The organism is Pseudomonas sp. W3I7, assembly GCF_030816095.1.
In the GTDB taxonomy this organism is placed as follows: domain Bacteria; phylum Pseudomonadota; class Gammaproteobacteria; order Pseudomonadales; family Pseudomonadaceae; genus Aquipseudomonas; species Aquipseudomonas salomonii.
In genome coordinates this window covers 2274870-2289790 of sequence record NZ_JAUSXP010000001.1, presented here as the reverse complement: position 1 = coordinate 2289790, position 14921 = coordinate 2274870, and the positions used below count along the sequence as shown (strand labels likewise).

Sequence of the window (14921 nt, the reverse complement as noted above, 5' to 3'; positions counted from 1 at the left end):
TGGGTGGGTAGCGTTGAGGCACACGATAGGCTTTCAGTTTGTTCCAAACCAGAGCAGAATCCTGAACTTATTGTCCTTGTGAGCGAACAATAGCATCATGGAAAAATCCGAGATCGAAGGGCTGTGGACCCATATTCACTGGTTGTCGGTGCTGGAAGAGCAAGGCACCTATACCGCCGCCGCAGCGCGCATGGGGGTGAGCAAGTCGGCGGTCAGCCAGCGCATCTCGGACCTGGAAAAGGCCACCGGCACCCGGCTGGTCACCCGCACCACGCGCAGTGTGCGGCTCACCGATGCGGGGCTGTCGTTGACCCGCGAAGTGCGCAGTGCTTACGAGCACATCGCCCGCAGCTTTTCGTCGGTGCGCGACTCGGCCGGGGAGATTCGCGGGCTGGTGCGCCTCACCGCGCCGGTGGCATTTGCACGGCAGCAATTGGTGCCGCATCTGTCGGAGTTTTTACAGCTATACCCGCAAGTGCGCATACAGCTGGACGTGTCGGATGCCCTGAGCTCACTGGCAGCCGAAGGTTACGACCTGGCGGTGCGCCATGGCTTCCAGGTGCCGGAGACCCATGTGGCGTGGAAGTTGTGCGACACCGGCTCGGTGCTGGTCGCCACCCAGGACTACCTGCAACGCCACGGCGAACCCCGCGAGCCTGCCGACCTCAGTGCCCACAACTGCCTCTACTACCCACGCGGCGCCGACCAGCCGGCCTGGACATTCGAGCGCGGCGGCAAAAAAGTCGAACGCACCACCGTGCCCATCGCCGGCAGCTTTTCCACCAACAACAGCGAAGCCCTGCGCGACTCGGCGCTCAACCACCTGGGCATCGCCCTGCTCCCGGATTTCAGCGCCCAGGCGGCGCTGGCCAGCGGCAAGTTGGTACAAGTGCTCAAGGGCTGGACACTCAAGGGCGCATTTGCCGATGAGATCTACTTGATCCGCCCGTATTCACCCCATGTGCCGAAGTCGGTGAGTGCGTTGGTGGGGTATCTGAAGGAGAAACTGTCGGGTGGGTTTCGGTTTGTGGGATGAGCGAGGTTGCGCGAATAAATCAGCGCCATTAAGCGTGGCGCTTATAGCCAACGGGTATTGATAACTGTCATTTATACCAGGCGTATTGTTTTTGCCTCGCACTTACTATTTGAAGCGCATACCTAACCCGGTTCAATACCTTGGAGGCGCCATGAGCAACCCAGATTTCGACTCAGCAGTGAAAGGGGTCAAACAATTATCAACACGACCAACCCCTGATGAAGTTAACGAACTTTATGGCTTATTCATGCAATCCACAGTGGGCGACATTAACTCTGCAAAGCCTGGCTTACTTGAAATTCAAGCAACAGCTAAATGGGATGCCTGGAACAAGCTGAAAGGTACGTCACCAATTGAGGCCCAAAAAAGATATATCGAATTAGTGGATAGACTGATCCAACTCTACGGGATCCAATAAGGGCCGGCCACCATGCTCAATCGAGTGACTGAAACCCGCCAAGGCAATGGCTTAAACGCGGTAAAAAAATGTGGGAGCGGGCTTGCTCGCGAATGCGGTGGGTCAGCCACACATGGGCTGACTGACACTACGCTTTCGCGAGCAAGCCCGCTCCCACATTGGATCTGTGGCGCTGTTCCGTGTGGCTGATCAGTCAGTGGCCTTTCGACATGGTTTGTAAAGGGCCAGCAAGGCGTGTCCCTTTTAATTGCAGGACGTTTCCTAGACAATCCCTGCCGCCTTGTGCCTGCTGGAATCGATGGCTAGTCTGCGATCCGTCACTGCTCATCAGTGATCGGGTTTAGCAGCCTGACTTCAATAGGTATACGGTTCACCGCTGCGTTTATGGTGGCTGTGCGTGGGGCATCTTCGGGTGCGCTGGTTTTCCTATTGACCGGTCTGCTAACCCGCGTACAGCTACCACCCTCGTTTAGCAGCGCGGGTGATAGCTCTCTGGTTCAATAGGAGTTACACCATGAAAAAAGTCGTCCCCGACCCACCCCGCAATTGCGCCAAAGACCGCGCCGCCTTCAACCGCGCCCTCGATCATTACTTGCCCACCCCCGGCGTTCACAGCGTGATCGAAGACCTGAGCTTTGAAGACGCCTTGCTCTACACCGCCAGCCTGCTCGACAGCGCTTCGGCCACCACACTCAATTGCAGTGAAATGCTCGCCAGCCCCGAACGGGCGAAGATTCTGGCGGTGTGGCATTTGCTCGAGCTGGCCCGCACCACGGTGGATCGCTCTATCGAGTGCCTGAAACCTGCCAAGGCAATGGCTTAAACGCGGTAAAAAATGTGGGAGCTGGCTTGTCGGGTCGCCGCATCGCTGCGATGGCGGTGTATCAGCCAGAAAATCAGGTGCAGATATACCGCTATCGCAGGCAAGCCAGCTCCCACATTGGATCTGTGGCGCTGTTCCGTGTGGCTGATCAGTCAGTGGCCTTTCGACATGGTTTGTAAAGGGCCAGCAAGGCGCGTCGCTTTTAATTGCAGGACGTTTCCTAGACAACCCCTGCCGCCTTGTGCCTGCTGGAATCGATGGCTAGTCTGCGATCCGTCACTGCTCATCAGTGATCGGGTTTAGTCGCCCGGTTTCAGAACAGGCGCATCGTCCTCCGAAGTTTATGGTGGCTGTGCGCAGGGCGCCTTCGGGCGCGCCGGGTTCCTGTTCTGACCGGTCGACTAACCTGCGTACAGCCGCCCCCCCCGGCGTTCACAGCGTGATCGAAGACCTGAGTTTTGAAGACGCCTTGCTCTACACCGCCAGCCTGTTCGACAGCGCTTCGGCCACCACGCTCAACTGCAGTGAAATGCTCGCCAGCCCCGAACGGGCGAAGATTCTGGCGGTGTGGCATTTGCTCGAGCTGGCCCGCACCACGGTGGATCGCGCTATCGAGTGCCTGAAACCCGCAAAAGCAATGGCTTAAACACGGTCAAAAATGTGGGAGCGGGCTTGCTCGCGAATGCGGTGGGTCAGCCACACATGGGCTGACTGACACTGCGCTTTCGCGAGCAAGCCCGCTCCCACAATGGACCTGCTGAGTATTTGAGGTCATTGGATGCACATCGCATTAAACGGAATAGTTCTCGACAACTACGCGCACATAAACTTGTTATAGCCAGCCGCAATAATTCACCAAACAAAACTCACATTTTTGAAATCAACTTGTTACTTGCAACAGTCATCACCAACAGCTTCTTGACGCCGCCATAAAAGCCATACAACTAATTGTAAATATTGAATAATCACCGCTACACCTCCTCCTCTAAAACACCCTTTTCAAACTCCCGCCCGCACAAACTTGCAAAACAACCACAACCGGCTACGTTCATGAATACCGTGAAAGCCATCAGCCATTACGCACAAAACCTGCCCGCCAGGTGAGGGGTTTTATTGCTCTAAAAACAGCGCAAGCACAGACACGGAATTTAAGTCTCAACACTCAAAAGGGATGCTTTGATGAAGCGCAGCCGGTGGTATCGTGCGTTCACGAAAAAGGGCCCAGCCGAACATTTTTGGCTGTCATTGGTGTGCTTTTCTGTGCTGGTGATTGCCAGCTTTCTGTTGTTTGAACAACAGATCCAAGACTTCCTGATTCACCTCAACCTGTACCAACCGTCCACGCCTGCCCAGGTGTTCTACCTGGCCCTGCTGCTGATCGCCCTGCTTGCGCTGGACGTGGTGCTGCCGGTGCCGTCGAGCATGGTGGCGTTGCTGGCGGTGGCCATGCTCGGCAGTGTCGGCGGTTATCTGGTGATCTTTATCGGGCTGTGCCTGGGGGCAGGCCTGGGGTATGCGCTGGGCGCTGGCTACTTTCGGCTGCTGTCGGGGCGCCTTGGCTTGCATCAGCGCTCGCCCGGGCAGCTGGCGTACCGTTTGGGCACGCTGTCGTTGATTTGCCTGCGCGGCGTGCCGGTGCTGGCGGAAACCTCGGTGGTGGCCGCCGGGATGCAGCGCTACCCACTGCGCGCCTTTTTGTTGATCACCACGCTGGCCAATGCCGGCCTGGCGCTGGCCTACACGGCCATCGGCACCTTCCTGATCGAGCAGAATTCATTACTGGTCACGGTGCTGGCCAGCATGGTGCTGCCGCTGGCGTTTGTGGCGATTTACAGTCTGCTCAAACGTAAGCCCAGTGGGGATCAGCCCCTGCGTGGGCGGTTCACGGTTGCTTATGACTACCCGGTGATCTTCACCGACCATCTGTTCGCCCCGCTCAACCCATGCTTGCACCAGCAACTCACTGCAGCGCACAGCGGCCCGGTGACAGTGATGGTGTTCGCCGACGAGCAACTGCTGCACAGCGCCCCTGAGTTGCGCGACCACATCGACGCCTACTTCGCAGCCCATGCCGATCTGCAGTTGCTCGCCGCGCCCATCGCCGTGCCCGCGGGTGAACTGAGCAAAACCTCAGAGGTGTTGCAGCAGCTCTACAGCGACATGCTGCAACACCGTCTGGACCGGCATTGCTACGTGTTGGCCCTGGGCGGCGGCGCGGTGCTGGATGCGGTGGGTTACGCCTGCGCGACCTTCCATCGGGGCATCCGACTGATCCGTATTCCCAGCACGGTGCTGGCCCAGAACGATGCCGGTATCGGCGTCAAAAACGGCATCAATGCCTTCGGCCAGAAGAACCTGCTCGGCGCGTTCTACCCCGCCACCGCCGTGATCAACGACTTCCAGCTGCTCACCAGCCTCACCCGCCGCGACCAGATCGCCGGGCTGGCCGAAGCGGTGAAAGTGGCGCTGATCAAGGACGCCGCGTTCTTCGAGTGGATGGAAGCCAACGCCAGCGCCCTCGCCCACTTCGACCACGCGGCCAGCCGCTATGCAATTCGCCGTTGCGCCGAGCTGCACCTGGGGCATATCACCGGCGCCGGTGACCCGTTCGAACGCGGCAACGGCCGCCCGCTGGATTACGGGCACTGGGCTGCGCACAAACTGGAAAACCTCAGCCACCACCGGCTGCGCCATGGCGAAGCAGTAGCCGTGGGCATGGCGCTGGATGGGCTTTACGCAAACGCACTGGGCCTGTTGAGCGATACCGAAACTGAGCGGGTGATGAGCCTGCTGCACACGTTGGGCTTCAACCTGTGCCCGCCGGAATTGAGTGTGACCGATGCCCAAGGCCGCTCGCCGCTGTTGCTCGGCCTGGAGGAATTTCGCCAGCACTTGGGCGGGCAACTGTCGATCCCCATGCTCACCGGCATCGGCCAATCGGTGGACCTGCATGCAATCGACAGCGCAAAAATGCACGCGGCGCTGCAACGGCTGGCGGCCCACAGCCACCCGGCACTGCCTGCCCACCGAAGGCTACGCGCGATGAGCCCGATGAAAACCTGGATGACCCTCGGCCGCGTGTCCAACCTGCCCACGGTGTGGACCAACACCCTGGCCGCCGCCCTGCTCGCCAGCAGCGCCGGGGCCCTGGCGCCGCCGTCGTCGCTGGTGTGGGGGCTGCTGCTGGTGACCTTATCGCTGCTGTACCTGGCCGGGATGTTCTTGAATGACCTGCTCGATGCCGACTGGGACGCGCAACACCACAACCCGCGCCCCATTACCCTGGGGCTTGCCAGCCGCCAGCAAGTCGGCGTAGCCACAGCCTTGCTGCTGGTGCTCGCGGCAGCGGCGGTGCTGGGCCTGAGCCGCCTGATCGACACGCCGCATTGGCTGCTCGGCGGCGTGGTGCTACTGGTGGGCTGCATCTTCGGCTACAACCTGCTGCATAAAAAATATGCGCACAGCGTGTGGCTGATGGGCGCCTGCCGCTCGGCGCTGTACCTCACCGCCGCTGCCAGCCTGGCGGTGCCGCCGGAGCCGATCTGGCTGTGCGCGATTCTGCTTGGCGTGTACATCAGCGGCCTGACCTACCTGGCCCGCCAGGAGCACCGCAACCAACTGATCAGCCGCCTGCCACTGCTGTTGATGCTCAGCCCGCTGACCCTGGCGTTCTACTCCAGCAACCTGTGGTTCTGGCCGGTATTGCTGCTGTGGCTGGGCTGGTTGGGCTGGCATTACTGGAAACACCTGGCCCACCCGCAACAGCGCCAGGTGCGCGCGTTTATCGGCGCAGGTTTGGCCGCGCTGCCGTTGTTCGATGCGCTGGTGCTGGCGGTGGCCAACCAGCCGTTGGGCAGCCTGGTGTGTGTGCTGGTGTTTTTCCTGCTTCCCCACTTTCAGCGCTGGATCAAGCCGACATGAACATGCGCCCGGATTATCTCGCCGACCTTCGCTTGAGCCTCACTCAACAGCTGGATGCCACGCAACTGCATTGGTGGTTGCAGGCACATGCACAGCTTGAAGCGCAACCGACCCCCTCCACGGCGGCGCTGTTGAGCGGGCAGTGCAAACGCCAGTTGCCTGCCGCTGTTGTCGCGCCAGCCCGGGCACTGGTGGTGGCCAAGGCGCTGGAGCACACGTCGGCAGACGCTCACCTGGCGCTGCTGCGCCAACTGTTCCTGTGGGGCGATGACCAGGAAAAAATCGCCCTGCTCAGCGCCCTCGACTGGCTCGACCGCGACGGGCAGTGCCTGGAACTGGCATTGCAGGCCGGGCGCACCAGCAACCCGCAGGTGTTTGCCGCGCTCGCCCTCGACACCGCCTACCCGTCACGTCATTACCCGGAACGCGCCTTTCACCAGTTGGTGCTCAAGGCGCTCGGCATGGGCCTCGACATCGGGCGCCTGGTGAACCTGGCGCAACACCACAGCGTGACCCTCAACCAGCTCGCCCTCGACCTGCTCGACGAACAGCTCGCCGCCTCGCGCACCGTATCCGCAGGCTTGCCCAAAGCCATCGCCTTTGACCTGCTCAGCCCGGCGCAATTACAGCGCCTGCGCGGCCTGAACCTGCCGCCCGAATGGCACGCCCACCTGAAATGATGCACATCGCCTTCCCTTGACGAGGATTCACCATGCTCAAGTACTTCGATCCGCATATCCATATGGTCAGCCGCACCACCGACGACTACCAGAACATGGCCGCCGCCGGCATCACCGGGGTGATCGAGCCGGCGTTCTGGCAGGGCCAGGCGCGCACCAGCCTGGGCAGTTTCGTCGACTATTTCGACACACTGCTGGGTTGGGAACGCTTTCGCGCGAGCATGTTCGGTATCCACCACTTCTGCACCATCGGCCTGAACCCCAAGGAGGCCAATGACCTGTCGATTGCCAATGAAGTGCTGGAGATTCTGCCGCGTTACCTGGTCAAGGACGGCGTGGTGGCGGTGGGTGAAATCGGCTACGACGACATCACCCCCGAAGAGGACCGCTTCCTCGCCGCGCAACTGGAACTGGCCAAGCAATTCAACCTGCCGGTGCTGGTGCACACGCCGCATCGCGACAAGATCGGCGGCACCAAACGCACCCTTGCCGTGATCCGCGAAGTGGGGATTGCCGAACACCTGGTGATCATCGACCACCTCAACGAGCTGACCTTGCCGCTGGTGCTCGACAGCGACTGCTGGCGCGGCCATTCGATCTACCCCAACACCAAGATGTCGGAGCAGCGCATGGTCGCGTTGCTGCAGGAATACGGCACCGAAAAAATGGTGGTCAACAGCGCGGCGGACTGGGGCATCAGCGACCCGCTCAAGGTGCCCAAGACCGGCCAGGCGATGCTCGCGGCCGGGTTCAGTGAAGCCCAGGTGGAACAGGTGCTGTTCCATAACCCGGTGGACTTTTTTGCCCAGAGCGGCCAGCTCGACAAGGCACTGGTGAGCACGCCGTTGCCCATCGACCAGCGCAAGCAATGGCAGGAAAACTCGGCCCTGCGTGGCCAGGACCCGGTGGTCAAATGAGCGCCGCCAACGGCTGGACGGCCAGCCAGATCGGCTATTGCAGCAATGTGCACCCGGCCCGCGACCTGGCCGCGCTGCGCGCCTCCATCACCGAGCATTTTCAGGGTGTGCGCACCTTGCGCGGGCTGGAGCAACAAGACAGTGGCCTGTGGATCTGCGCCCAGGCGGCGGCGCAATTACAGCACGCCTCGGCGCGCACGCAGTTTGTGCAGTTGCTTAAGGAGAGCGGCGTGCGCCTGACCTCACTGAACGGGTTTCCCTATGGCGACTTCCACAAAGGCGAGGTGAAAGCCGAGGTGTATTTGCCCAGCTGGGCCGACCCGCAGCGGCTGGCTTACAGCCTGGACCTGGCGCACATCCTTGCCCACGCCCTGCCCGACGATTGCCGCCAAGGGGTGATTTCCACGGTGCCGCTGGGCTATGCCGCGACCTGGAGCAACGCGCAGCAACTGCGCGCCGATGAACACCTCAGCCAACTCACGGAGGCACTGGCCGCGCTGCACCGCAAAACCGGCAAGAACATTATGTTTTGCCTGGAGATGGAGCCCGACTGTGTGCTGGAAAACACCGAGCAGACCCTCGCCTTCTTCCAGCGCCGGCAGGTCATGGACCCGAACCATGCCTACCTGGCATTGTGTTTTGATGTGTGCCACCAAGCGGTGATGTACGAGGATTGTTATCAATCCCTGGACCGGCTGCGTGCGGCCGGCGTGCCGGTGGGCAAGATCCAGCTGTCCAACGCGATGATCTGCCACTTGCCGCCTGACGATGCCACCCGGCGCGAAGCCGTGCTCGACACCCTCGCAAGCTTTGCCGAAGCCACCTACCTGCACCAGGTCAAGGCACTCGATGCACAGGGCGGCCGTGTGGCCTGGCCCGACCTGCCTGCGGCCCTGCAGGCGTGCGCCGGGTTCAACGAGCTGCGCATTCACTTCCATATCCCGCTGTTCAGCGAACACCTGTTGTTGCCCGAACTGCGCGGCAGCCAGGTGGCCCTGGCCCAGACCTTCGACTACCTGGCCGCCCACCCCGAGTTCCGCCCGGTGCTGGAGGTGGAAACCTACAGCTGGGGCGTGCTGCCCGCGCAACTGCGGCCCACCACGCAACAGGCGCAGCTTGAAGGTATCGCCGCCGAGCTGCGTTGGGTCGAGGGCCAATTGCGCCAGCGCAACCTGCTGCAAACCCTGATGCAGGAGGCGTATGCCGATGCGCTCTGAGCAACCGCTGCTGCTGATCAATGTGGTTGGGCTGACGCCGTCGCTGCTGGGTGAGGCGACGCCGCAGATCAACGCGCTGCTCAAGACCGCCCAGATGGCCAGCCTGCAACCGGTGTTTCCTGCCGTGACGTCCACGGTGCAAGCCTCGATCCTCACCGGCGCGCCGCCGTCGCAGCATGGGATTGTCGGCAATGGCTGGTACTTTCGCGACCAGGCCGAAGTGCGTTTCTGGCTGCAACCCAATGCGCTGATCCAGGGCGAAAAGGTCTGGCACACCCTCAAGCGTGAAATGCCGGGCTTTCGCTGCAGCCAGCTGTTCTGGTGGTACAACATGTACGCCGACGTGGACGCCTCCATCACACCGCGCCCGCATTACCCGGCCGACGGGCGCAAACAGTTCGGCCTGTATTCGTCGCCGCCCGGTTTGCATGAGCAGATCGAGGCGCAGATTGGCGAGTTCCCCTTCCACGGTTTTTGGGGGCCGGCGGCGGGCATCGCGTCGAGCCGCTGGATTGTCGAGTGCGCCATGGCCGAGTTCCAGATCAGCCGGCCGCACCTGCAATTGGTCTACCTGCCGCACCTTGATTACAGCTTGCAGCGCGTGGGGCCTGAGCACCCGTCGATTGCGGATGAAGTGCGCGCCATCGACCACGAAGTCGGGCGTTTGCTGGCCTTCGCCGAGGCCCAGGGCGCGGCGGTGATGCTGCTGTCTGAGTACGGCATCGAAGCCGTCGCGCAGTCGGTGTCGATCAACCGCGTGCTGCGCGCCGAAGGCCTGTTGCAGGTGCGCCAATCCTTGAGCTGGGAATTGCTCGACCCCGGCGCCAGCGCGGCGTTTGCGGTGGCGGACCATCAGGTCGCGCATGTCTACGTAAAGCACGCGCAAGACATCCCGCGGGTTAAAGCCTTGTTGCAGCACCAGCCCGGCATCGAGCAGGTGCTGGACAAGGCCGAACAACGCGTTTGGCAGCTCGACCACCCACGCAGCGGCGAGCTGGTGGCCGTGGCCGCTGCCGGGTTCTGGTTCGATTACTACTACTGGCTGGAAGAACGCAAAGCGCCGGACTTTGCGCGCACCGTGGACATTCACCGCAAGCCCGGCTACGACCCGGTCGAGCTGTTTATCGACCCGGCCATTGCCTTGCCCAAGCTCAAAGTGGCGCGCCGCCTGCTGCAAAAAAAGCTCGGTTTTCGCTACTACATGGACCTGATCCCACTGGACACGGGGCTAGTCCGTGGCAGCCATGGCCGCCTGCCCACCGGCGCGCAGACCGGCCCGCTGCTGATCACCAATTGCGACCTGGCGTTGCCGCAGCAACTGGCGGCGACGGCAGTCAAGCAACTGCTCCTGGAGCACTTCCTGGGGCGCCCTCACCTCGAACTGGCGAATGCCAAGGAGCTTTCATGCGGCGAGCCTTATCCATAACGGTCCTGAGTGCCCTGGCTGGATTGGCCCAGGCACAGGACACCAACCCCTTCGACTGCAGCAACTTTTTGCAGTTTGGAGGCAATATCGACGCCACCCGGGCCGCCTTCACCCAAGGCCCCGACACCCTCGCCTGGAACTGGTTCGCCTGCCTGAACCAGCCCGCCGGCGCGCAAAGCCCCGACCGGGTCTGGGAAACCCTGAAACCGTCGGACCAGGTCTACCTGCCTAACGGCGCCCGACCGCTGCCCTATGGCCAAAGCGTCCCGCCACCCGCCGCCGTGCTGAGCCAGGCCCAGGAGATGGGCATGAACCTCAACCGCATCTTGCATAACCTCAACGCCACACAACAGGTGGACGGGTTGATCCTGCAAATGGGCGGCCAGGTGCCGGCGGCCGAAAAAGGCCAGGCAGTGCGCTTCCAACTGTTGATGGGCCAGGACACCTTCAACTACATCCTGCAGCAGAAGGTCTACAACGTGAATGGCCAGGCCGCACTCACCAGCGACCTGAACTTCCCCTCCACCGCCTGGGAGCTGAAAGCCGCGTGGCTGTGGATCGGTAATGACACGGCCTACCAGCAACAATTGGCCAGCCAGGGTTACTACATTGCTCAGGCCTACTACCAGCAGGGCAAGCAGTATCAGGTCGGCTATGCGGCGCTGAGCGGCTTGCACGTGATCAACAAGCTGAACCCGGATTGGGTGTGGACCACCTTCGAAAACCGTAACAACAGCCAGTACACGGTGACCAACGCCGCCCCCGCCGCGCCCATGACCAACAGCACCGGGCCGACAGCGGCGGCGCAGCCGGTGAACGCCACCTTCCAGGCGCAATACCCGGCGTTGGCGCAGTACGAATTGATCGGCGTGCAATCCAACACCACGCCAACATTGCTCGCCAACTCCCAACTGGAATCGGCCTTCCAGAGCCAGTCTTCGTGCTTTGCCTGCCATGGCACCGCCGCTTACTCGCCCAAGCAGGGCTACTTCAATTTCGCCTTGAACAAAGACGGCGGCATTGTCTACCCGACCGCGCCGCTACCCGCCTCCGACTTTGTCGGCTACCACAAACTGGACTTTGTCTGGTCGCTCAAACGCGCCCAGTGGCAACGCTAAGGAGCCTCACATGAGCGTCTTGAATTTCCCGCGTATCTACCTGGGCGGCCATATGTTCTGGAACCCGCCGACCGCCAACAACAACGACATGTACCCGCTGTACGATGCGGTAAAAATGCAGATGAACTGGCCGTTCTTGAAGGCCTTCGACATTACCCCGTTGAACGCCGCCAGCACCTTGCTGCCCTGGACCATCGCCCCGCTGCCGCCCGCCAGCGTGCCCGATTACGTGATGCAAGTGCCAGGCAACGCCGCGCAGTTGACCACGCCGATGATCCCCGGCGAGTGGAACCTGTTTGGCGACAATGCCTGCGGCACCGTGAGCTACAACCAGACCCAGTCGGTGATCACCGGCGGCGAGTTGCCGGGCGGTGGTTATGTGAGCCAGGACCCGCTGATCAACCAGAGCTTCCAGCTGCTCGGCAACCCCTTCGGCGGTGCGCCCAGCTCACCGGCGCGCTTTGTTGACGTGAGCCCCTGGCAGAACACTTTCACCGCGCTGTACTTCGACAAGCTGGTGCTGGGCAATGCCGAGTGCGGCCTGACGCTCAATCGCCAGTACCGCATGCTCGACCGTTTCCTCAACTTCAACTGGGCCAACCTCGGCGGCCTGGCCTACGTGACCACCACCTGGCAAACCTGTTTCCCCAAAGAAAACCTGGAATGGGTGATCGGCAATTCAGCCTTGCTGCAAAACCTGCAAACCCAGATGGCGCAGCAAAATGCCAAGGGTTTGATGTTCCGTTTTTCGACCTACCTGACGTGCTACGACAAGAACGGCATCCTCAACAACTACCCGCCGATCGACACCCACTCTTCCAGCGCCGCAGCCCAGGCTCAGGTGCAGGCCATGTACCAACAGGGGCTGGATAACGTCGGCGATATTTTCTTCAACCCGGCCTATAGCCGCACGGTCGGCACCCTGGGCCTGTGGCTCGACGATGAGTTCCCCACCGCCCCCGCCGGCAGGCGCCTGGTGCCGGCGGGCGCAGTGCCCATCTACAAGACCTCGCCGGGCACGGCCACCCAGGCGCAGCTCGGGGTGATCTCGGCGCAGGCCCACGACAACACCTTGTCGCTGGACTTGGGCAATGCCTTCCCGTTTTACCCGATCGACAAGACGGCAGACATTCCGGTTGCGGCCAAATTCCAGGCCGGCAATTACCAGATTGGCATCCGCCAGGGCACGCAATTCAGCCCGCTGGCCAGTTTTGGTTATGACGACTATCAGCAGGCGGCCTTCGACAAACGCTCGGGCATCCTCGACCTGCCGCTGGGCTTGGACGCCCAGGCACTCTTGCAAACCGGCACCCTGGAACTGCAACAGCCCGGCACCACGCCCGTGATTGCCGCGACCCAGCAGATGTGGACCGCCGAAGTCGTCGAAAGCGCGAGCTTTATCGACGTGGGTGACACCAGAACCCTGCAAGTGATGGTGCAATACGACGGCCTGCCCGCACCTGCCGGCACCACCTTGTGGGTGGCCGAATACGGCAATGCCTACATGCTGTGTACCACCGATTATTACCTGGCTTTCAGCAACGCGGCGAACTTCACGCTGTTTAACAACGACCCGGCCAACCCGACTAAAAACAGCGCCAATTGGCCGCAATTCCAAGGCGCCACCCCGCTGCGCAGTCACGTGACCGAGGGCACCGGCCGCCAATTGATGGCCACGCGGCTGGCGGTGTCGGCCGATCAAATGACGCCGGTGACCTACCAGGAATTTTTGCCGACGCCTGCCGCCGTCGCCTTAAGCCCGACGCTCACGTTCGCCAACCCGATCGCCATGCAGGGCACCTTGCAAGACCCGCTTAACAGTACGGTGCAATACAGCCTGGCGAAGATCCAGACCGACGCCAACGGCATCGCCAACCTGACCGTCACCGCCCAGGCGCCGGGCTTTCCGACCTTGCGTTTCTTTGTGCAGGAGGGTCAGCAGGCCCCGGCTATCCCGTTCAGCTTCCCGCTGCCCACGGCCTTCACCGACTTCCTCGCGCCGCTGCGGGTGCTGCCGCTGGAGCCGCAGTTGCAGCAGAACTTCGTGGATGCCTGGAACCTGATTTATCAGCGCGAGAACGCCGGCCAGCTGATCTGGGAGACCTTCATCTATCCCTTCATCCTCCAGCCGTTCTATTACCTGTACCCGATCATGAGCAAGTACATGCCGCTCAATTCCCTGCCGCGCATTGAGGGCGCGGTGGACCAGCTGATTGTGTTGATCAGCAAGCCCTATCAGGAAGAAAGCACCCTGGCGATGCCCATCACGCGGGACATGCCGCAAAGCCGTCGAGCCGTGCTGGAGCTGTGGGCGAACGCCCTGGTGAAACGCAACTACCCACCCGTGCAACTGAGCATGAGCGACTACCACTAAGCCACGCACAGGAGCGCCGGGTGGCCTCACGGCTGCCCGGCACCCCACAGGAGTGCCCCATGAACACCCGCCTTTTGAGCCGACTGTTGCTGCTGCTTGTGCTGCTCAGCCCCGCCGCGTTTGCCGCCGACGACAGCGCCGCCGTGTACTTCACCAATGGTGTGCACAACAGCGAAGGGTGCAATGCGCAGAACGGCAACTGCATCGCCAAACGCATGCCCGGCGAGCCGTCCGATCCGTTTTTCCCGGCGCAATGGATCAGCGACTGGACCCTGTACCGGGTCATCAACAACTACGCGAAAAACCCGCCGCCCTACAGCGACCCGCCTTCAACCCTCACACCTGCCGACTACACGGTCTCGCGCGGGACGAGCTACTACGACACCACCTATATCCCGCCGGATGGCGACGGCTTCGGTGCGACGATGGAGCACTACGAGAAATACTGCCTGCCGATCTTCCCGATCAAGAACAACAACTACACCTGCTCGTTCGTGTCCCTGGGCAACAAGGCGTACTTTTTGACTTACCCGCAGGACCGCCCGAAAGACATGCCGGCCTGCTGCATGTTTTCGCCGATGAACCACCCGCCGCGCCAGGACTTTATCAAGCACCTGCCCTACAGCGCCGAGCACAGCAAAGCCCTCAACGCCAGCGTGCAGGCCTATGCCCTGGACCTGCAATCACCGTCGGGGCCGATCCTGTTTGGTTATGCCTTTAACAAGCGCCAGACCGGCGCACCGCCCTACCGCGCGCCGCAGTCGTTCTTCTTTTCCGGGGACACCAGCGTGGCCAATGCGCCGATCGTGAGCCAGAACTACACCAACTTCCGTATCGCCAAACCCGACCCCAGGCAGACCTGGGACCAAGTGGCCGCGATGTGCCCGTCGAACCCGCCGCCGTGCCAGTTGTTCGAGCCGCCGGCGTCCCGGAGCAACGGCCATAACGCGCAGTGGAACCAACTGATGCAGCGCAAGCCTTGAGGAAGATC

The 14921-nt window shown here is 61.7% G+C and carries 11 protein-coding genes and 2 pseudogenes; all 13 read left to right on the top strand.

The window, feature by feature from the left end; all coding sequences use genetic code 11:
* Positions 1-97 precede the first annotated feature (97 nt).
* On the top strand, positions 98-1036 hold the full coding sequence (locus QF043_RS10770) for a LysR family transcriptional regulator (RefSeq protein WP_307418451.1): 939 nt from the start codon (positions 98-100) through the stop codon (positions 1034-1036).
* Between the two features lie 151 nt (positions 1037-1187).
* Positions 1188-1454, top strand: a complete 267-nt coding sequence (locus QF043_RS10765; protein ID WP_307418450.1) for an acyl-CoA-binding protein — start codon at positions 1188-1190, stop codon at positions 1452-1454.
* A 514-nt stretch (positions 1455-1968) separates the two neighbouring features.
* Positions 1969-2277, top strand: a complete 309-nt coding sequence (locus QF043_RS10760) for a DUF6124 family protein (protein ID WP_017136535.1) — start codon at positions 1969-1971, stop codon at positions 2275-2277.
* Between the two features lie 427 nt (positions 2278-2704).
* Positions 2705-2923 (top strand): annotated as a pseudogene (locus tag QF043_RS10755) (DUF6124 family protein); the annotation flags it as partial.
* Between the two features lie 533 nt (positions 2924-3456).
* Positions 3457-5295, top strand: a pseudogene (locus tag QF043_RS10750) (3-dehydroquinate synthase); the annotation flags it as partial.
* A 33-nt stretch (positions 5296-5328) separates the two neighbouring features.
* On the top strand, positions 5329-6198 hold the full coding sequence (locus tag QF043_RS10745; protein ID WP_307421360.1) for a UbiA family prenyltransferase: 870 nt from the start codon (positions 5329-5331) through the stop codon (positions 6196-6198).
* Positions 6195-6878, top strand: coding sequence for an EboA domain-containing protein (locus QF043_RS10740; protein WP_307418449.1), 684 nt, complete (start codon positions 6195-6197; stop codon positions 6876-6878). Before QF043_RS10745 ends, QF043_RS10740 begins: the two co-directional genes overlap by 4 nt.
* 32 nt (positions 6879-6910) lie before the next feature.
* Complete coding sequence (locus QF043_RS10735; protein WP_017136539.1) at positions 6911-7795, top strand: TatD family hydrolase; 885 nt, start codon at positions 6911-6913, stop codon at positions 7793-7795.
* Positions 7792-9012, top strand: a complete 1221-nt coding sequence (gene eboE / locus QF043_RS10730) for a metabolite traffic protein EboE (protein ID WP_307418448.1) — start codon at positions 7792-7794, stop codon at positions 9010-9012. The genes QF043_RS10735 and eboE overlap by 4 nt, the downstream gene beginning before the upstream one ends.
* Positions 9002-10438: an alkaline phosphatase family protein gene (locus QF043_RS10725; protein ID WP_307421359.1), complete on the top strand. Its 1437-nt coding sequence runs from the start codon at positions 9002-9004 to the stop codon at positions 10436-10438. The genes eboE and QF043_RS10725 overlap by 11 nt, the downstream gene beginning before the upstream one ends.
* Positions 10417-11556, top strand: a complete 1140-nt coding sequence (locus QF043_RS10720; RefSeq protein ID WP_307418447.1) for a hypothetical protein — start codon at positions 10417-10419, stop codon at positions 11554-11556. The genes QF043_RS10725 and QF043_RS10720 overlap by 22 nt, the downstream gene beginning before the upstream one ends.
* 10 nt (positions 11557-11566) lie before the next feature.
* Positions 11567-13930, top strand: a complete 2364-nt coding sequence (locus tag QF043_RS10715; RefSeq protein ID WP_307418446.1) for a hypothetical protein — start codon at positions 11567-11569, stop codon at positions 13928-13930.
* 59 nt (positions 13931-13989) lie between these two features.
* Positions 13990-14913 (top strand): hypothetical protein, encoded by a 924-nt coding sequence (locus tag QF043_RS10710; RefSeq protein WP_307418445.1) that lies wholly within the window; start codon positions 13990-13992, stop codon positions 14911-14913.
* Positions 14914-14921: the final 8 nt, after the last annotated feature.